Source organism: Desertivirga brevis (assembly GCF_017355835.1).
The window spans coordinates 65260-87446 of sequence record NZ_JAFEWF010000006.1 but is presented as its reverse complement, the minus strand read 5'-3'; the positions used below and the strand labels follow the sequence as shown (position 1 = coordinate 87446).

Here is a 22187-nt window from a genome sequence, read left to right as displayed (position 1 = left end):
TTGTATTATGTATGATTAACAAGTATCTCCTTAGCCATTACCATAGGTACGCTAATATACTTCTTTTCCATGTAGTTAATGATCTTCTCCAGCACCTCACGGGAGTTCGAGTCAAGTTGCTCAATATCATCAGCAAACACTGAATTTACCGCCACATTACGAATCTCTTTGATCTTCATAGGCACTTCACGCATTGCCAGCTCAACCCGGCGTTGCTTTAGCAATGGCTTAAATTCTTCAATATTTTGCTCAATGATCATCTCAGCATGTACCAGCTCCTGATAGCGTTCCTGCATATTCTTGTTCGCTATCTCCTGAAGACTACGCACTTCAATGAAATTTACAGGATTATTCTCAACAACATCAGCGCTGGTATCATTTGGAATGGCAAGGTCTACAATTACCTTTTTATCTGTTTCTCCATTTAACAGGCTTTGGTAAACTTCGTTAGTTAAAATCGGCTCGATGGAACTGGTACAGGTAATGATAACATCAAAACCCTTTTTGTATGCTGTTAGTTCCTCCAGGCTAAACGCTTCTCCATTCAAATCTTTAGCAAGCTCTTCTGCTTTGGATAGAGTACGATTAAAAACCGCGAAGTTGGAATATTTATGTTTTTGGAGGTATTTGGAAATATTTCTATTGGTCTCCCCTGCTCCTATAATAAGAATTCGCGAGTTGGAGCACATTTTTAACTCATGTAGTTTACGGTAGGCAAGTGAAACTACAGAAACAGGGTTTTTAGAGATCTTTGTTTGAGTATAAACCTCTTTAGCGGCTTTTACAACCTGATTCATTACCAGGCGGAGATAATCTCCTGTAAAACCGGCCTGCCTGCATGCTTCATAACACTTTCTCACCTGGGCCAGGATCTCCTTCTCCCCAACCACTAAACTCTCTAAAGAACAGGAGATGCGAAGAAGATGTCTTAGAGCATCAATATCCTGATAAACAAATGCTTTGCTAACAAATTCATCGATGTGCTCTAAAGGAATACAAAATTGGAATGAAAGAAGAAAATCTTTAACAAAATCCGGCGTTATGTCATCGCAAGTAGAGAAAACGAACTCCACGCGATTACAGGTGCCGATGTAAAAGATCTCGTCTATATCAAACTTTTCTTTAACAGCCTTCAACCTGTCAGCCAGCGTCTGATTACAGATTACTAATTTCCCCAACTCCTTTAAATCTATCCGCTGGTGTGTGAATGCTAAAACTTTTAAGTGTTTCAACGCTTGATATCTCTTTTGTAAAACCGGTAACAAAAGTAGGTAATGACTAAATCAGCGCTGTCATTCCTTTGTCAAACAGCCGTATTTAGACCGTTTTTAAATTGTTCTATGACATAACCTTAATTGCTTTATCCCGTTTCACGAGCTTTTTCTTATAGCACAATAAGGAATATTAGAACCTCCCTTTGGGATTTTCCGATGGTCGATGAGAACTTAAAACAAGCCTGCGTTAGAATTTCTTCAACCAATTTTAACAGTGCAAATGACTGCGCCTACCAGTGGAAAATACCCTTTTTAATTATAAAAATTAGCACTTTAAGAAAGAGCGGTGGATTTTACAAAACATTTTTTATCACGCAAGTTCAAAGAACAAATTTATTTTGAATTTGTATTAAAGAATTAATTAAAATGTGTGAACAAAAGAATACTTTGTCTATAAAAAGGAAACTTGATATATAAATGAGAGCTTCTTAACCGATGAAAAAGTAATTCAAAAATTATCCTAAAAAATAATTTTTTGTTTTATTTGGGGAATTAAAGGAGCTAGAATGCGTTTTTAGAATGAAGAAAGACCTTATTACCTTACAGGCGGAAGACAGAGTAGAAGATGCACCGGGCTTTCTACTATGGCAGATGGAGATGTGCTGGCAGAGGATAGCTAACCAAACTCTTTCAAATTTTGACCTTACTTACACTCAGTTTATAGTGTTAAGAATCAGCGATTATTTGAACGAGAGCAACCAGACCGTATTCCAACACCAAGTGGCAAAATTCTCAAGGATAGACCGTATGATGACATCACGCATCCTGGCAAGTCTTGAGAAGAAGAATTTTATAGAGAGAGAAAAACTTAGCGGAGATGCACGAGCTAAACTTGTGGTCTTAACTAAAAAAGGAAAAGAGATACTGGCGAGTTCCCAAGAGGCCTTAACCGAGGCAGAGGAAGCTTTTTTTAAACAGGGCGGAGAGAACTTTGTTAAGTTCATGCAGAACATTCTATCCCACTGCGGTAACTTCTAAATGATAACTCTAAAGATTAAAGGTTCTTCCTCAAAACCAATTCCTATCGACTATTATCCTGCTCAGCAAGAACAGGCACCAATAATTATTTTCGTGCATGGTTTTAAAGGATTTAAAGACTGGGGTACTCATAGGCTTTGTGCAGAATTTTTCAATAACAAGGGCTTTAGCTTTTTAAAGTTTAACTTCTCTCATAACGGGATAACTGAAGATCAAACGGATATATTTAACGACCTGGAAGCTTTCGGAGAGAATACTTTCTCCAGAGAGCTTTTCGATCTGGATGAAGTGATCACATTCGTACTTAGCGGTGAGGCATTCCCTGCACCAGAGAAGCTTTTTCTGATCGGCCACAGCCGGGGAGGTGGTGTTTCTATAATACAGACGGCTGAGGATCCCCGCATTAGCAAGCTTGTTACCTGGGCTTCGATTAGTCGCTTTAATACTCTATGGAAACCTGAACAGGAAGAAGATTGGAAACGGGAAGGCGTAATTTATACTACAAATGCCCGGACAAAACAGGAGATGCCATTGAACTTGGCACTTTTAGAAGATTTCGAACACAATTCCGAAAGGTTAAATATTTCTAATGCTGCCTCCGCCATTCGGCAACCCTGGCTGATTATTCATGGCGACAGCGATACTGCTGTACCGGTTGAGCAAGCCCAGGAGCTGCATCGGCAGAACAATAAAAGTTTTTTGAGAGTAGTTAATGGCGGTGATCACGTTTTCGGAGCCAGGCACCCCTGGACAGAAAAGATATTGCCTCCTGTTCTTGAAGAAGTTTGCGAAGAAACAGTGAATTTCTTTTCTGCAGAATAACCCGAGAAGTCCCAAATCTGACCTTTGTAAATTTGCGCTTAAAACCTATATATTAGGACCAATCATAAACCTAAGCGTAAATAAAAGGTTTAATACTATATGAAGCAGGTAGAAGATTCAGAAATACTTGAAAAGTTTGCAAACGAACGAACTAAAAATGAAGCTTTTAACCTTCTTTTAACTAAGTACCAGCAAAAAATTTACTGGCATGTTCGCAGACTCGTCATTGACCACGATGACGCAGATGATCTTGTGCAGGATATTTTTGTGAAGGTTTGGAAGTATCTCGCCAATTTCAGGAGCGACTCTCAATTGTATACATGGATGTATAGGATTGCGACAAACGAGTGCATAACTTTTTTGAACAAGAAAAAACAGAAGAACAATATTTCTTTGGATGAAGTATCGTATGACCTAGCTGACAAGCTGGAAGAAAGCACCTATTTTAATGGAGACAAAATACAAAGAAAACTCCAACAGGCTCTTTTAACATTACCGGAAAAGCAGCGGCTTGTTTTCAACATGAAATACTACGATGATCTGAAGTACGAGGAGATCTCTGAAATAACCGGGACCAGCGTAGGGGCTCTAAAAGCCTCTTTCCATTTGGCTGTAAAAAAAATAGAGAGTTTTTTATTGAGCACTGATTAAACCATTCATATTAAAAGCTATCAGTAATAGTATCATGGATTTGAATAACATAAACGAAGATTGGAAAAAGGAGGCCCCAATTCTTGCAGCTATGGAAGCAGCAAATCCATTCACTGTTCCGGATAATTATTTCAGTGATTCTAAGGAACAAATATCTGCAAGACTTACTATTGAAAGCCTTACAGGTGGAATGAAAGACGGGGCGTTTACTGTTCCTGAAGGTTATTTTAACAACCTGAACGAACAGATTAATTTAAGATTAAAACTGGAAGAACTTGCGGGAGATCCTGCTGAGAATGGATTTACTCTTCCAGAGGGATACTTTGAAACATTAGGAAGCAATATTGAATCACGTATTGCAATAGAAGAATTAACAGCCTCGAATGGTAATGCCTTTACAGTTCCTGATAACTACTTCGAGGATTTACAAGGACGGATCTTAGCACGAACGTCTGAAACAAAGCCCGGGAAAACGGTCAAGATCAGAAGGCTCTCAGGTTCGTGGTTCCAATATGCTGCTGCAGCATGTATAACGGTAATGATTGGAACGGGTATTTTTCTAAATTACTCCAAAAAACAAGACTCAGATATAGCTTCAGCATTATCACAGGTGCCCGACCAGGAAATTGTTAACTATCTTGAGGTGAATAGCACCACAGGCGACGCTGAAGTAATTGCAGAGCATCTTTTACAAACAGGGACACAACCGCAACTGGAGTCTGGATTTTCTGATCAGGAGATAGAGCAGTACCTTGAGACTTCATTATAAAAAGACATTCATGAAAAAGCATATTTTCAAATTACTTTTACTATTAACATTTCTAATACCTTCTTTACACTCTAATGCTCAGCAGGGGCACGGTCAATTGGAATCCGTAAAAGCGGAATATTTAACACGAAGACTTAATTTAAGTCCCGAGGAAGCTCAGCGCTTCTGGCCCGTTTACCGTAATTATCAAAAAGACTTGCACAAGGTAGTGATGGAAAGGCGTAAAGCCCGGCAAGATCAAAAGAAGTCAGGTGAACAGGTTGATGAACTTGAATTTGAGGCAGACATTTTAGAAATAAGAAAAAATTACAGGAAGCAATTTTCTGAAGTTATCCCGCCTCAAAAGGTGAACCTTTTGTATCAGGCAGAAAATGATTTCAGACAGCAGCTGATCAAAGAGCTTGGCGAAAGGCGCAAACATTAAGTCGGCTTGGTTAAAGATCAAAAATACATTAAAAAAATACAGGCACTTAGTTTTAGTTTTTCTTATTAATTCAGCCCCTGCAAACACAGGGGCTTTTTAATTCTACAAGTATTTCCCGCTCCTATATCAACAAACGCCAAAGCTTTTTCTCGTTCAAGAAGAACCCTAAAAAACTTCCATCCCCCTTTTTGAGCTTCTACCCATGAAGGTTTTTTACCGAACTTCTATCTTAAACCTTGGCAAATGTCTAAGTTTGCTCTATGTTAAGCTTAAGACAGTTATTCCTTCTAAATAATGCTCAAACATCTTCCTCACCTCGTTTACTTGAAATTGAACGGGCCGAAGGCGTTTACATGTACGGGCCCGGAGGCAAAGAATATATTGATCTCGTTTCTGGATTTGCAGTAAGTAATGTAGGACACCGGCATCCAAAAGTTGTTCAGGCCATAAAGGATCAAGTTGATAAATATATGCACCTTGCAGTTTATGGAGAATATGTTCAAGCTCCACAAGTGAAGTTTGCAGAAAAACTCGTATCAGTACTTCCGCCTTCATTAAACTCGGTTTATTTTGTTAACTCGGGGGCCGAAGCCACAGAAGGAGCGCTGAAATTAGCTAAACGATTTACGGGACGTAGCAAAATTTTATCTTGCCACAAAGCATACCATGGCAGCACCCATGGGGCATTAAGTGTGATGGGTAACGAATACTACAAGGCAGCATACCGGCCTTTACTACCCAATATTGATTTCATACATTTTAATGCTCTTGCCGACCTTGATCTGATCGACACTGATACCGCAGCTGTAATTATTGAAACGGTACAGGGTGAAGCTGGAGTCATGGTTCCTGACTACAACTATTTACAGCAACTAAGATCAAGGTGTTCGGAGACTGGAACATTATTGATCATGGATGAAATTCAAACCGGCTTTGGAAGAACCGGAAAGCTTTTTGCATTTGAGCATTTCGGGGTTGTTCCCGACATCCTATTGCTAGCTAAAGGAATTGGAGGAGGAATGCCGCTGGGGGCATTTATAGCCAACACGGAGACTATGGATTGTTTGAAAGACAACCCTATTCTAGGTCATATTACCACATTCGGCGGACATCCAGTTACTTGCGCGGCTGGCTTAGCCACGTTAGGGGCAATACTTGATGAAAACCTGATGGACGGTGTTGCTGAAAAAGAAGAGCTTTTCCGTAAACTGCTAAAACATCCAAAGATAAGGGAAGTGAGAGGCAAAGGACTGATGTTAGCCATCCAACTGGATGATTTCACACAAGTGGAAGCAGCAAGTAAGGCTTGTTTAGAAAAAGGAGTTATAGTAGATTGGTTTTTGCATTGTGAAACTGCTCTTCGAATAGCACCTCCCCTGACTATTAAAATTGAAGAAATAGAAAAATCTTGCGAAGTAATCATGCGGGCTCTCTAAAACAGAACAATTAAGAAAAAACCTAGAAAAAGATTAATTTTTATCCGAAAAATTAGACTCCAAAAGACAGTCAAATAAAAAACAAAGAGGAAAAACGGATTTTCTTTACACTTTTATCAAGTTAATTCAATAAAATTTAAGCAAATCATATTTTATTTATCATATATTTACCTAAACGCTAAGTTAAATATATGATGAGCTTGAATTTTCTAGACAATTATGTACCTGAACAACGCACGTGGGATGAAATGTTTAGTCAGGAACATGAGATAAGGTCTCCTTATAAGAAAATTATCGAGTATTTGTCTAACGAATCGGCAGAAGACCTTAACAAGAAAGAGGAGTTAGCAAAGAGACTGTTTATGAGCCAGGGAATTACTTTTACCGTTTACAACAGTGGTGAAGGTATAGAAAAGATCTTCCCTTTTGATATTATTCCTCGTATCATCACCGCAGAAGACTGGGCTTTTATTGAGAAAGGGATAAAGCAGCGGCTTAGGGCTTTGAATATTTTCCTAAAGGATATTTACAGCAACATGTTCATAGTGAAGGACGGGATCATCCCGATCGACATGATCTACTCCTGCCCCCACTACCTCCGGGAAATGTATAATGTTTCTGTTCCGCATGATATTTATGTTCATATAGCGGGGATTGATCTTATACGAGACTTCGACGGGACCTTTTATGTTCTGGAAGACAATCTGAGAACTCCGTCTGGGGTAAGTTATATGTTGGAAAACCGGGAGATCACTAAGCGGCTATTCCCTGATCTCCTTCCCCAATGCAAAGTCAGAAGCGTAACAGAATATCCAAGTATCCTTTACAAAAACCTGATGGCTTTATCTCCCCGTCAGATATCTAACCCTACAATAGTGCTTTTAAGTCCCGGAATTTATAATTCGGCCTACTTCGAGCACACCACACTTGCGCGATTGATGGGGGTAGAATTAGTTGAGGGCAAAGACCTACTAGTGGATAATCATAAGGTTTATATGAAAACCACGAATGGAAGGCAACAAGTTGATGTGATATACCGTCGTGTAGACGATGAATACCTCGATCCGCTTGTATTCAATCCTGAAAGCGTTTTAGGAGTTGCAGGTTTGATGAGTGCTTACAGAAAAGGGAACGTAGTTATTGTTAATGCTGTTGGAAATGGAGTGGCAGACGATAAGGCTATCTACTCTTACGTGCCGCAAATGATAAAGTATTACCTGAACGAGGAACCTTTATTAAAGAACGTTCCCACTTATCAGTTAGACAATCCCGAACACCTTGGCCATGTCTTCAGCAACATCGACAAGATGGTTATTAAAAAGACCAATGGAAGTGGTGGCTATGGTATGCTGATGGGATATAACGCTACAGATCTGGAAGTTGAAAATTATAAAGCCGAGGTTCTGAAAGATCCGCGTCAGTTTATTGCTCAACCCACTATAAATCTATCAGCCGCTCCTTGCTATCTAAACAAACAGCTGCACCCACGCAGGATCGACCTTCGTCCCTTTGCATTATGCGGACCAGACGGAATCGAGATCGTGCCGGGAGGATTAACCCGGGTGGCACTAAAAGAAGGCTCATTAGTTGTTAATAGTTCTCAAGGAGGTGGAAGTAAAGACACCTGGGTACTTGCATCATAAACTTTAAACATACATGTTAAGCAGGGTTGCAGCAAATTTATATTGGTTAAGTCGCTACGTTGAACGTAGTGATGGTATTTTAAGGATGTTGAAGATCTATTACGCATCCTCCCAGGATTCTATTTCAGAATTTTCCTGGAAACCTATTATTAAGATCTATACCGGATTGGAGAAACAATATGTCCAGCAAATGGAGTACAACAGCCGTGAAGTACTATTATACCTGATTGCAGGAAAAGAAAATGCTAATTCTGTTACTAACATCATCACCCTGGCCAGGGAGAATGCAAGAAGTGTACAGGACCACATTACTAAGGACTTGTGGCAATGCCTCAATGAATATTACCACCTGGTAAAAGATCCTCGCCTCATTGCGGCTTTCCGTAAAGATGATCCAATCTCGGCGCTTGATATCCTGATCAAGCAAGTAATGCTCTATTATGGCACAGCAGAGGTGACCATGGAAAGAGGAGAAGGACGAAGCTTTATGAATATCGGTAAATATCTTGAGCGCAGTATTCAAAGTATTGATATCCTTGATAGTAAGTTCGGAACCATTGATCATAATCCTGACCTATTAACAGATACAACTTATTGGAAGCACTTGCTTCTGTCTATCGGGGGGCACGAACTTTATTTAAAAACCTACAGACAGGGATTTGAGGCAGAAAATGTACTGGAGATGGTTGTACTTAACAGTGATTTTCCAAGATCTGTAGTTTATTCAGTAGGACATATCAACCGCTACTTTGAGCGGTTAAAGAATAATAATACCATTTCCGACGTTAAAGAGCTTTCATTTCTAATCGGAAGATTGTACAGCAGAATCAAGTATAGTACTATAGAAACAATTCAGGAAGAAGGGCTTCACAACTACCTTTACTCCATTAAGAAGGATTTGTATTCAATAGGGAATTCGGTAAACGGACAATATTTCGCATATTCGTAATACACATGCCAAAATTTAAAATTAAGCATACCACGAAGTATACTTACAAAACACCGGTTAGGGATAGTGCCAACCAGATTGTGCTATTTCCGGTGAACGATGAGTATCAGGAGGTTTTAAGACATGATCTTAAGATCAGTGGAGATCCCCCTGTAGAGGTATATAAAGATTATTATGGGAACGAAGTAGGAACGTTTACACATTGCGAACCTCATTCTGAACTACTCATTATATCTAAGCTGCAAGTTGTAACTACGCCCCGGCCCCTTCCTCTTGATGATATTTTTGCAAATGAACAATGGGAGGTTCTTGACAGGATAAAACACAACATTCCATATGTAGACTACCTTAAACAAGAACATTTCGAGGGCCTGGATGAGTTGAAGGCTACTTTAACTGAAGGAGATATACAGGAGGAAACACCTTTTGATCTTGCTAAGCGCTTTACCAAATACGTATTCGAAAACTTCAAATACATTCCCGGAATTACGACAGTAGAAACTACCCTCGATCAGATTTGGAAACTGAGAGCCGGGGTGTGTCAGGACTTTGCTCATATCCTACTGGTTATGCTTCGCCTAAGGCACATTCCTGCAAGGTATGTGAGCGGATATATATGTCCCCATAAGAACGGAATGAGAGGTGAAGGTGCTACCCATGCATGGGCAGAGGCATATATTCCTAACTACGGGTGGTTAGGCTTTGACCCGACAAATAATTGTGTGGCAAATGAAACTCATGTTCGCCTTGCAGTAGGCCGCAACTTTCCTGATTGTACACCGGTAAAAGGCGTATATAAAGGAGGAGCAGAACACAAATTGGAGGTACGTGTAACCGTATCTTATGGTAACGAAGAAGAGGAAAAAGAAAAAGAACCTGAAACCATTCCCGTAGTAATATCTTCCGGCACTTTTCCGGTTAATAGTTTCCAGCAACATCTGGAAATGATGCAACAACAGCAGCAGCAGCAATAAAAGATTGCTCTCCTTGTCATTATTATTTCCATAATGATATTCTTGGCTTAGCTCCGGACCGTCAATCTTCCGGGGCTAATTCACCAACCAACCACTAAAACCATCACTACTACATCTTCGCCTATTTAAAACAGGCACATAACTTGCTCTAACTGGTAGTAACATTCTACCTATTATGTCTGAAAGAGAAAAAATAAAGCAAGATCTTCCCGAAGAGTTAAAAGACAAAGCGGGGGCAAGAGCCGAGCAATTCATCACCAACCACGCTAACGGCAATGGAATAAATCCTAATCCTACAGAAGATGGTAACTCGCCTGTGTGGGAAAAAGGTACTGAAGAAAACGAAGAGTACAAATCTGATGCACTCGATAATCAATCTTAAAAAAACATGTCATTGAACTCGCATGAAGATCAGGAGCAAGGCTCTGCATCTTCAAACCAAACATCCGGAATTGAAGGAAATCCAGATTCTAAAGAAGGTAAAGTTTCTTATGGAGGCACTTCTGAAGAAGACCAGGAACAGCAAAAAAAAGAAAATGAAGGATTTCCTGCAGGAAGCTATAACGAAAGTAGCGAAGGCGGCGAAAATAATATCCTTGAGGAGAAAGATCCTAGAAATGATAATTAAACAAAAAAGGAGGCTAAGCCTCCTTTTTTTATATTTTACATAGCGTGAATCCAGCTAAACTGATATTCGGCTGTTTGGCCTTTCATTCGCTCTGCAATCCTTGTTAAACGGGCTGGCAACTTCATAATGTAATCGCGAGCTCTTTCACCTGCATCGTTCAAATCACCAATATTCTCAATCTTCCATTCCTTAATTAAATCCTGTAAGATCTCTACATAGTCCATGGCTGTGTATACCCCAAGACGTTGGGCCGCATCAGCAAAATGTTCAAATGCATCGCCTGCCTTTTGCCCTATTTCACGAAGGAAATGCGCTGGCATAACGATCTTTTTACGCATCATGTCCTCAAAAGCGATCATAGCTTCACTTTGATCAACAGTGAAAACCTGGGTAATAAAATCCATGTACGCTTTAGCATGGCGTGCCTCATCACCGGCGATCACTCCGCACATTTTTGATAACAAACCATCACCACTCTTTTTAGCTAGCGAAGCTACCCTGCGGTGTGAGATATTAGTGGCTAATTCCTGAAAACTTGTATAAATAAAATTCCTGTAAGGATCTCTGTCGGTTCCAATGTCGAAACCATCGGCAATTAAATACTGAGTGGAAATCTCCATCTTCCGCATATCTACACGGCCAGACAGGTAAAGATATTTGTTCAGAAGATCACCATGGCGATTTTCCTCCGCCGTCCAATGCCGTAACCACTTCATCCAACCACCTTCTTCATCATTTGACACACCTTCTACTGTTGCTAACCACGACTCGTAAGTTGGTAGTGCTTCTTCAGTTATAGTATCTCCAATTAAAACAGCAAACAGATCGTATGGTAATGCTTTGGCTCTTTCCTGTAGTTCCTTAACTTCATCAAAAAAGTCTTCCCTGCTTGCGTCAGGAAGGTAATCTGTAGGTTGCCAAATTGTATCAATAGGTTTAAGATACGTATGCATATTATCGAGCATATATTTCTCAATATGCTTCATTACTTCTCTTCGTGCTCCGTAACTTATATTCATCTTACTAATTCAAAAGGCCAAATATATAATTATTTTGTTAGGAAATGACTTCTATCATTCCATTATAAGGAAAACTGTTAAGTTAACAAAATTCAGGCTTTTAAGTTCAAAAACTATGCCCCTCGTTTTGGAAACAACAGATTATCAGAGGCATAAATATGACGAAAGATTTATAAAACCTGCAAAGGCCTATTTTAGTTACCTATAAAACTCGAGATCACAGAGCTTTCACTGATTAGCCTTGTCCTCGCCGCAAAAGTTTAAAGTACCTAAAGATTTGCTATGAAACTGCCAGTATTAGAAAAAGAAAACCAGCTTGTTTATTCTGCTAAAGAAAGCGATGAAAACTACAATAACCTAGAGCCGCAAGCATCTTACCCAAACGGTGATGAAGATGAAGAACCTGAAGACGATGATGATTACGAGGAAACTTACGGGGATCTGGAAGATGGTCATAATGATCTGAATGAACAGGATTCAGACCAGGGTGTTGACAACCTTGAATAAATAATTTACAAGTCGAGGATAAGTCCGTCATAGGCTAGCTGAATACAATCAGGCAGTTCGTGCGAGATCTCCTCGTGCCGGCCTAACCGATGGCTCATATGCGTAAAATAGGTTTTATCAGCCTTTATTTCAGTTGCGAATGCGATCGCTTCGTCTAAGGTAAAGTGGGAAATATGCTTTTCTTTTTGAAGAGCATTTACCACTAATACCTTCGAGCCCTTCAGCTTTTCCTTTTCCTCTTGGCTGATTGTTTTTGCGTCTGTGATGTAAGAGAAATCTCCTATTCTAAATCCAAATACAGGTAGCTTGTAATGCATTACTTCTACCGGTATAACCTCAATTCCTTCAACCTTAAATGGAGCATTCCTGATTTCATTGAGGTTGATCAAGGGTACACCAGGGTATTTAACAGAGGCAAAGGCATAATAGAATTCTCTTATCAAACTCTCTTGCACACGCTTGTGAGCATATACTTCCATGGCCTGCTGCTGAAAATAATTAAACGCTCGAACATCATCAAGCCCTGCAATATGGTCCTTATGTTCGTGTGTAAAAAGAATAGCATCCAACCGCTTTACACCAGCTCTTAACATCTGGTACCTGAAGTCGGGACCACTGTCAATTACAATAACCTTATCGTCTATTTCAAGTAATACAGAAACCCGCAGGCGTTTGTCTTTAGAATCTGGAGAGGTACAAACGGAACATTCGCATCCAATAACAGGTACTCCCTGCGATGTGCCCGTCCCTAGAAATGTTATTTTCACAGTTGTAAGGTAGTTTGTTTTAATGAAGCCAGAAAAGCGATCTGCTTCTCGTCTAACAAACTCTCATCAACCTGAATTTGTTGGAGCAATGTTACAAGAGAAAGGATTTTGCTCTCGATAGTTGAGAACTTATTTACAACTACTACCCTGCTGCTCTCTATCACGCAAGCACCGGTTTTAAAACTACCTTTCTCATAACGCACTTTATAGTCTAAAGCCTTCAGCAGGAGTTCAAGTTTTTCGAGCGTATACTGTGTATATGTAAGGGCCATTCTCCAAAAATAAAAATAAAGGTTTATACCCAAGGTGTAGAAATAGAAAAAGCGATAGTTGCCTACCGCTTTTTACAATATTTAATTTTTGTTTATCGCAGATCTTCAATACTTACACCAGGATATTTTTTGGCGTCGAAAGCAAAGGTTGATTCAGGAACTTTTACGTTCGGGGAAAACGCTTTGATAGCGTAAGTATACTTATTTCCGTTCTTATCGAAGATAATAGCATTGCTGATCTGCTTGGTAGCCTTATCAACATTCAAACGCACCTTGAAAAAAGAACGCTTTGTATCAACAGGAGAAAGATCGATCACATGCTGAGTTTTCCCAGCAACTTTAACATCTCCCGTGTAAAGATATTTGAATCCCTTTTCGTAGATGGTAAAGATCTTCGCAGGGTTTATCGCATTGGGACTATTATCAACATCGTTAACCTGAACTTCTTTTTCATTCTTCAAGTAGGTCCATTGCGTTTTACCGTCACTGATCAGATCCTGTCCCTTCATCACCACCTTATACTTGTTAGATTTAGCTTTTGCGTATAGGGTTCCCGACTGTGTTTCTTTAATTTTAGCCTGAGGATTATCAAGAGTGAAAGTGAAATCAGTTTTTATAACATCGTATGAACGGTATTTCTTACTTACTTCACTTAGAATTTGTTTAGCCTTTGCATCTGTTTGTGCTAAAACGCTTACCACCGATCCAACAACAACTAAAGCACTAAGAATGTATTTTTTCATTTCGTTTTTCTATGTGTGTATATTATTAATGAGTGTTTTAATTATTCAAATTATCAAAAAACTGTTCTAACGCGTAATCATCGGGAATAAGAACTTCCCGAGCTTTACTGCCTTCGAACGGACCTACTACTCCTGCAGCTTCCAGCTGATCAATCAGCCTGCCTGCCCGGTTATACCCTAATTTAAGCTTACGCTGAATTAGGGACGTAGAGCCCTGCTGATGCATCACGATCAATCTTGCAGCATCTTCAAACAATGGATCGCGATCGCTTGGATCAAAATCCTTAACGCTTCCACCCTCGCCATTCTCATCCACATACTCTGGCAACATCCAGGCAGATGAGTATCCTCTCTGGCCTCCTATATATTCAGAGATACGCTCAACTTCAGGAGTATCGACAAAGGCACATTGCAAACGTATCAGATCATTACCTGTAGAGAACAGCATATCTCCTCTACCTATCAGTTGATCTGCACCACCGCTGTCGAGGATGGTTCTTGAGTCAATCTTCGAAAGAACGCGAAAGGCCAGCCTTGCAGGGAAGTTCGCCTTGATTGTTCCTGTGATGATATTTACAGAAGGACGTTGAGTAGCGATCACAAGGTGAATACCCACTGCCCGTGCTAACTGAGCTAAGCGCGCAATAGGGGTTTCTACCTCTTTACCCGCTGTCATCATCAAATCTGCAAACTCGTCAACTACCAGCACTATAAATGGTAAGAACCTGTGACCCTCCTCAGGGTTTAATCGGCGGTTGATAAATTTGTTATTATACTCCTTTAAATTCCTAACCTGCCCATTTTTCAACAGATCATATCGCTGATCCATTTCAATACAAAGGGAATTAAGTGTATTAATTACCTTCTTGGTATCGGTAATAATTGCATCCTCTTCTCCGGGAAGCTTGGCAAGGAAATGCCTCTCGATGTTCCTGAACAAAGTCAGCTCTACTTTCTTCGGATCCACCAATACGAACTTCAATTCAGAAGGGTGCTTTTTATAAAGCAGGGATACAAGGATAGAGTTAATACCAACCGACTTTCCCTGTCCCGTAGCTCCAGCTACAAGTAAGTGAGGCATTTTTGCCAGATCGGCTACAAAGACTTCATTAGAGATCGTTTTCCCTAAAGCAAGCGGAAGATCCATCGCTGCATTCTGGAACTTGTCTGTAGCCAGTACAGATCTCATTGCCACCATTTCAGGATGAGAGTTTGGAACCTCGATACCAATAGTACCTTTACCAGGCATTGGCGCAATGATACGAATTCCTAAAGCCGCTAGACTCAAAGCAATATCGTCCTCAAGGTTCTTAATTTTGGAAATACGAACGCCAGGAGCGGGAACGATTTCATATAGAGTAACCGTAGGACCTATTGTTGCTTTGATCTTATCAATTTCGATATTGTAATGATTCAGCGTTTCAACGATCTTATTTTTATTGGCTTCAAGTTCTTCGGCATTTACATTGATCTTATTAGTTCCGTAGTTCTCTAACAGATCCAGATTAGGGTATTTGTATGACGATAAATCTAATTTCGGGTCATACTGTCCGAATTGCTCTACTAAACTCTTCGCTGTAGGTTCTTCAGTTACTGTCGCAATCTCGAGCTCAGGTTCCTCATCAGGAACAATAGTTTCAAGAACTAATTCGGTTTCTTTATCGGGAATTACAGGTGCTTCAACAGGTTTCTCAAAACTGAGTTCCTGTTCGTAGACAGGCAGCTCTTCTTCGGGAATTTCATTGACTTCGAGATCCCTAGTCGATTCCTTTGGTAAATTAAAAGCAACTGGCGGAACGGCAGCACCACTCGCTCCAATAACAGAAGCTGTTCCTGCCCCTATTACTGTTTCAAATACTGGAGGCTTTGGAACACTATATTCAGGCTCTTTCTCTGGCTCTAATACAATTGGAGGAGCAATCCTTTCCTGGCGCAATGGTTCTCTATTCAAAGGCCGCTGCAGATCCTCCACCTGCGGCTCCTGATGAAGGATACGGTTTCCTTTTACCGGAAATTCTACAGGTGAAGTCCTGAAATCATCTTCGTTCTCAATATCATGCTCATCCCCATTATCTTCCAGGTCATCCTCTTCGCCGAAAGGAATAACAGTTTGCACTGCCTTTTTCTCTCTTTTAGGAATTTTAAAGTCAATGTTATAAGCTATGATGAGGGCAGAAAGTCCTGCGAAGGCCAAAATACCTAAAGTTCCTGTATTGCCGATCTGGGCTTGTAACAGACGGTTTGACCAGAAACCAAACTCCCCTTCAAGAAAATGTGGATATTCGGAGAGGAATCCGTGAAAGAAGGCCAGACTTAAGGAAATGAAAATTAGTAAAAAGAAGGAATAACCAAGAGTTTTAGAGACCGAGGCTAGCCTTACTTTAAAAAGAAGACGGTAGCCAATGATAAAAAAGACCCCGATAAATACGAAAGAAGCAACCCCAAACCATTCATAAATAAATTGGTGAGACAGTAAAGCACCGAACTTCCCGAGCCAGTTCTCAACCTGCGGATTAACTACCCCAGCCCTTTCAAGCTCCTCTACTGGCTTCATTAGATTGTTCCAACCTCCGTTAGCATCAATAACAAAGCTTTGATCATCCTCCCAGGTAAATAAATACGAGGTAAATGCAACAAGAAAATAGAGCGACATTATCAGGAAAAACAAACCTGTAATCTTGTAGAGCCTGCCATAATCAATATTTATTGAAGGCAAGACGTCTTTCCTCTCCTTTACTCTCTCTCTCTCTCTCTCTTTAACGACGCGCTCGCGGAATGACGGTTTAGCCGCTCCCTGCTCATCTCTAAAACTGTTTGACCGAAACTGATTTCCTTTTACCGGCATGAATTATAGACGGGTTTGAACAGACAAATATAAGGCTATTATATTTCGTACCTGAATTAGATTTTTATTAAAGCTACAAATTTACTTGTAAAACCTTTTTGCTTTTTACTATTATTGCTTTAGATGAGTTATATAGAGCTAATTGAAGAATATATACGGGCTGGAAACACCGACGCATTAAACGATCTGCTAAGAACCTATCCTCATTTGGCAACAGCTAAAACCAGTTTCAATGCCTCTCCTTTAATGTTATCCTGCTATTGTAAAAGACCTAAGATTTCTGCTCTTCTATTAACCTACATTAAAGATCTTACTATTTATGAAGCTTCGGCTGTTGGAAAATTTGACAGTGTAGCAAATATCATTTATTACCGCCCTGATCTTATAAATACATTTTCTGATGACGGGTTTACACCGCTCGGACTAGCATGTTACTTTGGGAACGAAGAGGTAGCAAGATATCTATTATTAAAAGGTGCAGAACCCAATATTCCCTCACGCAATGGGTATAATGTTTATCCAATTAACTCATCAGTAGCTGCTAACAATGCAGACATTACTAAAATATTGCTGGAAGCCGGAGCTGAGGTTAATGTGGCTCAATCATCGGGAGTAACACCACTTCATTCGGCCGCCCACTACGGAAATATAGAAATCCTGATCCTGCTGCTTGAGGCTGGGGCAGATGTTACAGCAAAAACAGGTGGAGGAAAAACGGCATCGGAAGTGGCTGCTGCAAACGGCCATGTAGCAATTGCAAGGATCCTAAGTAATTAGAAATCCCATATCCTGGTGCGGATACGCTTCATGTACGTCCTGATACCGAGAACAAATGCTGCAAGAAAATAAAATATCAAGGGAAATCCTACCGCCAGGAAAGACGAGTAGATGAAAAAAAGCCTGATTTTAGAGATAGACATATTGAAACGTTGTCCCAAATAAGTGGAAACGCCAAAGGATCTTCTTTCAAAATATTCCAGAATACGCTGTATCATATCAGGTTACCTTTAAGATTTTTGCTCCAACTGCACAATTTAAACATTTTTTTTGATCGCAATAGTATTTCTTCAACTGCAATAATCCTTGTGACCTAAGCGCGTTCATAGGTAGCACACCTATCTTCTTAAACCTTGCAACCACGTGATTTGTTTCGGCGGGAATACTTTCTAATAAACTTATTGCTCTGTCGGCGATCTGCGCATTTCCTATATGCCTTCCATAAGCGAACAGCGTGATAGCGACAGAGTTTAATATAATATTGTAAATAGCCTCGTCTCCCAGATGAAAAGCAACTTTTTCTACCTTTTTCCCAAATCGATAATGTGTTCTCCAGTATTCGTTAACCGGAAGCTCCCTGAACAGCTTTACGGCTTCCTTCGTTTCTTTTACCTCTAGAACCTTAGAAAAAAGATGATTTGACTTTACAATTAAGGCTGCAAATTGGGCTAATCTTAGGGTTGGAAAATTTTGTGGACGAAGTCGCAGGAATTTCCATAAATGCTGATCTATTGGCTTCAGCTTAAATTTCTTCTGTAGGAAATGGTATTCAAGTTTTAGCATTTTGGAATAGGTGTCCTCTGCATGTTCAAGAAAGCCGGATTGTCCAAAGACAAGGGCCTCTATCTGAAAAGAGCTATTCTTATGTTTCGACAGAATTTGCTGCGGCAGTGATTTAGCAAGGAGTTCGAATGGCAGAGCATTAGTTTTGAATCCAAAATTTCTGGCTAGCAGAATGTAGAAGGTGTCATCCCAATTTCCGCGGTTCTCTTTTAATATTGACAAAACTGATTCCATCTTCTCTTCAAGCCTTTCAACAGAAACCCGCAACAACCAGTTTTCAACGTGGATCTCTGCAACGTTGGAGAATAACTGCTCACATGGAATCCAGGAAAGGTTTTCCATCAAATCTTTATACCTGGTTTGAAGTCCTGGTGAAATAAGATCTCTAAGCTCAAGAGTGAGAATGCGGCTTCCGTCGTTGCGAAATACCGGCTTATCATCCTCATATACTACATGTAGTATAACATTGTTATAAGCTTTATCTCCTGTATGGTTATGTTTATCCCAATCCGACGATCGTAAATGGATCTCTACATTTCCAACCCAGGTTGTTTTTCCTGTCCGTATCTTTGCATTTTCAAAGTCGGCTCCTGAATTTTTGTTATGAACCCCCGTTGCCAGGATTTCAATTTCTTGTCCTGTTGTTAGTTGTAGATTACGCTGAGAAAAGAGCCTGTATTTCCAGAGAAAATGGAGAAAATCTTCATTAAAGGCCATGACTAGTTTAGGGTTAATTCTCAGTAAAACTATCTGAAAATTTTTTAATTTAAAAGGCCGAAATAAGAAAAAAGCTCCATAAGTAGAAACCCACAAACGGAGGATGAAAGTAGCTTGGAGGTTCTTCTTGGCCTTTAAAACTTAGCGAAGCGATCTCATTGAGGCCGTTAAAAAACAATAACTTACCTCAATAAAACAAATAGACTTTCAAGAAAAATCAGCAGCTTGAGGAGAGAAAAAAGGAAGGAAAAATTGGTCTCGTGGCCTAAGAACTTAAAAGGGACAAGGCTAAGACGAGTCTATAGTGTGTCTATAATGAGTCCATACTGAGTCCGTAAGTAACATCAAAAGTATAGACCCAGTATAGACTTACTATTGTCTGGATGCAGGCTCATAGAAAACCTTATCCCGTAAAGCTATGAGTAGTAATTTTGGAACTAATTAAAAATTGAAGATAGGGCTTTTTTTCAAGGCCTCAGCCATCTCCGCTTGCACTTTCTGTGCTTCTGCCCTTGCAACCTCAGCAAAGTCCTCTCCAGATGAGGCATATATAATAGCTCGCGAAGAATTCACAAGCAAGCCACAATCTTTGTTCATTCCATATTTGCAAACTTCCTGTAAGCTTCCCCCCTGCGCTCCCACGCCAGGAACAAGCAGAAAATTATCAGGAGCATGCTTCCGGATTTCAAGAAATTTTTCTCCACGTGTTGCTCCTACCACATACATTAATTTATCAGCTCCAGCCCATTGGTTGGCCGTTTGTATAACTTTTTCAAAAAGTTGTACATCTTCAGTATCTGTCAGGTTTTGAAAATCTGCACTTCCACTATTAGAGGTCAGTGCTAAAAGGATAACCCACTTATCATCAAAATTGAGGAATGGCATTACCGAATCAGAGCCCATATAGGGTGCCACTGTGATTGAGTCAAAGCTCATGCCCGATGATTGTTCGTTGAAAAATGCTTGCGCATACATTTCAGAAGTATTACCGATATCACCGCGTTTGGCATCGGCTATGCTGAAGGTATCTTTGGGAAGATACTGCCAGGTTTTAATTAGACTCTCCCAACCTTTAATGCCACGACTTTCATAAAAAGCCGTGTTGATTTTATAAGAAACACAAAGATCTTTCGTTACATCTATGATCCGCCGGTTAAATTCAAATACCGGATCTTCAAATTCAAGCAAATGTTTGGGGACTTTGTTTATATCAGTATCTAACCCCACACACAGAAAGGATTGTTTTTCTCTGATTTGGTCTATAAGCTCTTGTCGTTTCATAATTTCAGATCAAAGTAAATGAAAAACCTTTACGCGGATAAAAACTTTTTTTAAATTTTGTTATTATCAAATTAATACAGTAGAATTGTAGCGTTATCTCAATTTTATCTTCCAATCCGGAAGGGAAAAATCACTGGAAATTTCGTTTAATCATTTTGCGAGTTCTTTTCCCTTGGGATGCTGATAAATTCTTACTGATAAAAAATCCAAAATAATATTTCAAATAAATGGGAGAAATTATTGAATTGAACGATAAGCTTGTTTCTGAGCTTCGTGAGATTGCAAAAACCTATGGTATTGCGGATGCCGATTCATTACGCAAAGCAGAACTAATTACCAAAATTAAAGAACAACAACAGCTTATTGCTGCTGCACGTGAGGACTCTCCTGAAAGTTCACCTGCTGAAACATCAGCTCCTGAAGAAGAAGAAGCTAAGCCTAAAAAACGCGCCCGTTCAGTTAAACCGAAGGTAGAAGCCGTTGCATCAGCACCCGGCGAAAGTAAAACAGAAAATACATTATTTGATGCTCCTGCAGAGGAAGCTCCTGCTGCCGCAGAAGTGGTTGAAGAACCAGCAGCTGAAGAAGTTAAGCAAGAAGCGCCTCCGGTAAGGGAACGTGTAAGGATAGAAAGAAGAGTAGTAACTCCTGCTGCTAATGGAAGCGTGAATAATGGTTATCCACGCAGTCAGGAAAGAGAGAACCGTAGTTCTGACTACAGTTCTTCTTCACAATCTTCTGCTCCTCAACCTCCTGCAACAAACCTTGATTTCGATAATGTAATTGTTAATGAAGGGGTTCTTGAGATCATGCCTGATGGTTATGGTTTCCTTAGATCATCTGACTACAATTATCTTACATCTCCGGATGATATTTATGTTTCCCAGTCACAGATCAAATTATTTGGTCTGAAAACAGGAGATACCGTAAGAGGAAGCATTCGCCCTCCTAAAGAAGGTGAAAAGTATTTCCCATTGGTAAGGGTTGAAGCCATTAACGGACGTGTACCGGCTGAGGTTAGAGACCGCGTGCCTTTTGACTACTTAACTCCGCTATTCCCTACCGAACGTCTGAACCTGTATGCCGACACTGGTAATCAATCAACCCGGATAATGGACTTGTTCACACCAATTGGTAAAGGTCAGCGTGGATTGATCGTAGCTCAGCCTAAAACAGGTAAAACAATGTTACTAAAGGATGTTGCTAACGCAATAGCAAAAAATCATCCGGAAGTATATCTTATTATATTGCTGATTGACGAAAGACCTGAAGAGGTGACTGATATGGCAAGGAGCGTAAGGGCAGAGGTAGTTTCATCTACATTTGATGAGCCAGCAGAACGTCACGTAAAAATTGCCAATATCGTTCTGGAGAAAGCAAAACGCATGGTAGAATGTGGTCATGACGTTGTTATCCTTCTTGACTCCATCACTCGTTTGGCTCGTGCGTACAATACTGTGGCTCCTGCTTCTGGAAAGATCCTGTCTGGTGGTGTTGATGCAAATGCACTACATAAGCCGAAACGTTTCTTCGGAGCAGCAAGAAATATAGAGGATGGAGGTTCTTTAACTATTCTGGCAACAGCTCTTATTGATACAGGCTCTAAGATGGACGAGGTTATCTTCGAAGAGTTCAAAGGAACTGGCAACATGGAACTTCAGTTGGATAGAAAATTATCTAACAAACGTATATTCCCTGCTATTGACCTTACAGCTTCCAGTACCCGTCGTGATGATCTTCTTCATGACAGAGAAACGCTTCAAAGAATTTGGATCCTAAGAAATCACCTTGCTGACATGAATTCTCAGGAAGCAATGGAGTTCTTGTTAGGACAGATGAGAGGTACAAAGAGCAATGAAGAGTTCTTAGTTTCAATGAATAGTTAATAAGGCTAGATATAGCAACAAAAGATAAGGGTACAGTGTTAA

The 22187-nt window shown here is 40.1% G+C and carries 23 protein-coding genes; 14 read left to right on the top strand and 9 right to left on the bottom strand.

The genetic code is table 11. The features are described from left to right. Positions 1 to 5: 5 nt before the first annotated feature. Complete coding sequence (gene hemA, locus J4N25_RS15620; protein WP_207422725.1) at positions 6 to 1232, bottom strand: glutamyl-tRNA reductase; 1227 nt, start codon at positions 1230 to 1232, stop codon at positions 6 to 8. 561 nt (positions 1233 to 1793) lie between these two features. Between hemA and J4N25_RS15615 the strand changes: the two genes are divergently transcribed. The 11 genes from J4N25_RS15615 to J4N25_RS15565 all read left to right on the top strand — a co-directional run bounded on the left by J4N25_RS15615 (position 1794) and on the right by J4N25_RS15565 (position 10548). Further along, complete coding sequence (locus J4N25_RS15615) at positions 1794 to 2252, top strand: MarR family winged helix-turn-helix transcriptional regulator (RefSeq protein WP_207422724.1); 459 nt, start codon at positions 1794 to 1796, stop codon at positions 2250 to 2252. Then, complete coding sequence (locus J4N25_RS15610) at positions 2253 to 3074, top strand: alpha/beta hydrolase family protein (RefSeq protein WP_207422723.1); 822 nt, start codon at positions 2253 to 2255, stop codon at positions 3072 to 3074. It abuts the gene before it with no gap. Between the two features lie 99 nt (positions 3075 to 3173). Then, positions 3174 to 3725, top strand: a complete 552-nt coding sequence (locus J4N25_RS15605; protein WP_207422722.1) for an RNA polymerase sigma factor — start codon at positions 3174 to 3176, stop codon at positions 3723 to 3725. A gap of 34 nt (positions 3726 to 3759) precedes the next feature. Next, positions 3760 to 4494: a hypothetical protein gene (locus tag J4N25_RS15600; RefSeq protein WP_207422721.1), complete on the top strand. Its 735-nt coding sequence runs from the start codon at positions 3760 to 3762 to the stop codon at positions 4492 to 4494. A 10-nt stretch (positions 4495 to 4504) separates the two neighbouring features. Then, on the top strand, positions 4505 to 4918 hold the full coding sequence (locus J4N25_RS15595) for a hypothetical protein (protein WP_207422720.1): 414 nt from the start codon (positions 4505 to 4507) through the stop codon (positions 4916 to 4918). Between the two features lie 260 nt (positions 4919 to 5178). Next, positions 5179 to 6354 (top strand): aspartate aminotransferase family protein, encoded by a 1176-nt coding sequence (locus tag J4N25_RS15590; protein ID WP_207422719.1) that lies wholly within the window; start codon positions 5179 to 5181, stop codon positions 6352 to 6354. Positions 6355 to 6545: 191 nt separating this feature from the next. Beyond that, complete coding sequence (locus J4N25_RS15585; RefSeq protein WP_207422718.1) at positions 6546 to 7997, top strand: circularly permuted type 2 ATP-grasp protein; 1452 nt, start codon at positions 6546 to 6548, stop codon at positions 7995 to 7997. Between the two features lie 13 nt (positions 7998 to 8010). Continuing rightward, positions 8011 to 8946 carry an alpha-E domain-containing protein gene (locus tag J4N25_RS15580; protein ID WP_207422717.1) on the top strand — a complete coding sequence of 312 codons (936 nt, stop codon included), beginning with the start codon at positions 8011 to 8013 and terminating at the stop codon, positions 8944 to 8946. A 5-nt stretch (positions 8947 to 8951) separates the two neighbouring features. Beyond that, positions 8952 to 9920, top strand: a complete 969-nt coding sequence (locus tag J4N25_RS15575; protein ID WP_207422716.1) for a transglutaminase family protein — start codon at positions 8952 to 8954, stop codon at positions 9918 to 9920. 175 nt (positions 9921 to 10095) lie between these two features. Further along, positions 10096 to 10302, top strand: coding sequence for a hypothetical protein (locus J4N25_RS15570; protein ID WP_207422715.1), 207 nt, complete (start codon positions 10096 to 10098; stop codon positions 10300 to 10302). A gap of 6 nt (positions 10303 to 10308) precedes the next feature. Next, the gene (locus J4N25_RS15565) at positions 10309 to 10548 is read left to right on the top strand and encodes a hypothetical protein (protein ID WP_207422714.1); all 240 of its coding nucleotides are present in this window, start codon (positions 10309 to 10311) and stop codon (positions 10546 to 10548) included. Between the two features lie 35 nt (positions 10549 to 10583). Here the strand turns inward: J4N25_RS15565 and J4N25_RS15560 are convergent, their stop codons facing one another. Continuing rightward, on the bottom strand, positions 10584 to 11567 hold the full coding sequence (locus tag J4N25_RS15560; RefSeq protein WP_207422713.1) for an acyl-ACP desaturase: 984 nt from the start codon (positions 11565 to 11567) through the stop codon (positions 10584 to 10586). A 282-nt stretch (positions 11568 to 11849) separates the two neighbouring features. Here J4N25_RS15560 and J4N25_RS15555 point away from each other — a divergent pair, with 282 nt between their 5' ends. Continuing rightward, positions 11850 to 12074 carry a hypothetical protein gene (locus J4N25_RS15555; RefSeq protein ID WP_207422712.1) on the top strand — a complete coding sequence of 75 codons (225 nt, stop codon included), beginning with the start codon at positions 11850 to 11852 and terminating at the stop codon, positions 12072 to 12074. A gap of 5 nt (positions 12075 to 12079) precedes the next feature. Here the strand turns inward: J4N25_RS15555 and J4N25_RS15550 are convergent, their stop codons facing one another. From J4N25_RS15550 to J4N25_RS15535, 4 genes are all read right to left on the bottom strand, one after another. After that, on the bottom strand, positions 12080 to 12841 hold the full coding sequence (locus J4N25_RS15550; protein WP_207422711.1) for an MBL fold metallo-hydrolase: 762 nt from the start codon (positions 12839 to 12841) through the stop codon (positions 12080 to 12082). Further along, positions 12838 to 13113 carry a hypothetical protein gene (locus J4N25_RS15545; RefSeq protein ID WP_207422710.1) on the bottom strand — a complete coding sequence of 92 codons (276 nt, stop codon included), beginning with the start codon at positions 13111 to 13113 and terminating at the stop codon, positions 12838 to 12840. The genes J4N25_RS15550 and J4N25_RS15545 overlap by 4 nt, the downstream gene beginning before the upstream one ends. 92 nt (positions 13114 to 13205) lie before the next feature. Continuing rightward, a complete protein-coding gene (gene lolA1, locus J4N25_RS15540; protein WP_207422709.1) occupies positions 13206 to 13856 on the bottom strand; it encodes an outer membrane lipoprotein periplasmic chaperone LolA1 in 651 nt (216 codons plus the stop codon). A 37-nt stretch (positions 13857 to 13893) separates the two neighbouring features. Then, positions 13894 to 16701 carry an FtsK/SpoIIIE family DNA translocase gene (locus tag J4N25_RS15535; protein ID WP_207422708.1) on the bottom strand — a complete coding sequence of 936 codons (2808 nt, stop codon included), beginning with the start codon at positions 16699 to 16701 and terminating at the stop codon, positions 13894 to 13896. 123 nt (positions 16702 to 16824) lie between these two features. Between J4N25_RS15535 and J4N25_RS15530 the strand changes: the two genes are divergently transcribed. Beyond that, entirely contained in the window at positions 16825 to 17478 is a 654-nt protein-coding gene (locus J4N25_RS15530; RefSeq protein WP_207422707.1) for an ankyrin repeat domain-containing protein, read from the top strand. On the opposite strand, the gene J4N25_RS15525 is transcribed toward J4N25_RS15530, so the two are convergent. From J4N25_RS15525 to pyrF, 3 genes are all read right to left on the bottom strand, one after another. Beyond that, positions 17475 to 17696 (bottom strand): PspC family transcriptional regulator, encoded by a 222-nt coding sequence (locus J4N25_RS15525; protein WP_207422706.1) that lies wholly within the window; start codon positions 17694 to 17696, stop codon positions 17475 to 17477. The two genes, J4N25_RS15530 and J4N25_RS15525, sit on opposite strands and share 4 nt — an antisense overlap. A 1-nt stretch (position 17697) precedes the next feature. Further along, positions 17698 to 18978, bottom strand: a complete 1281-nt coding sequence (locus J4N25_RS15520) for a DUF2851 family protein (protein ID WP_207422705.1) — start codon at positions 18976 to 18978, stop codon at positions 17698 to 17700. A 441-nt stretch (positions 18979 to 19419) separates the two neighbouring features. Further along, on the bottom strand, positions 19420 to 20259 hold the full coding sequence (gene pyrF / locus J4N25_RS15515) for an orotidine-5'-phosphate decarboxylase (RefSeq protein ID WP_207422704.1): 840 nt from the start codon (positions 20257 to 20259) through the stop codon (positions 19420 to 19422). Positions 20260 to 20486: 227 nt separating this feature from the next. Between pyrF and rho the strand changes: the two genes are divergently transcribed. Continuing rightward, a complete protein-coding gene (rho, locus tag J4N25_RS15510; RefSeq protein WP_207422703.1) occupies positions 20487 to 22145 on the top strand; it encodes a transcription termination factor Rho in 1659 nt (552 codons plus the stop codon). Positions 22146 to 22187 lie beyond the last annotated feature (42 nt).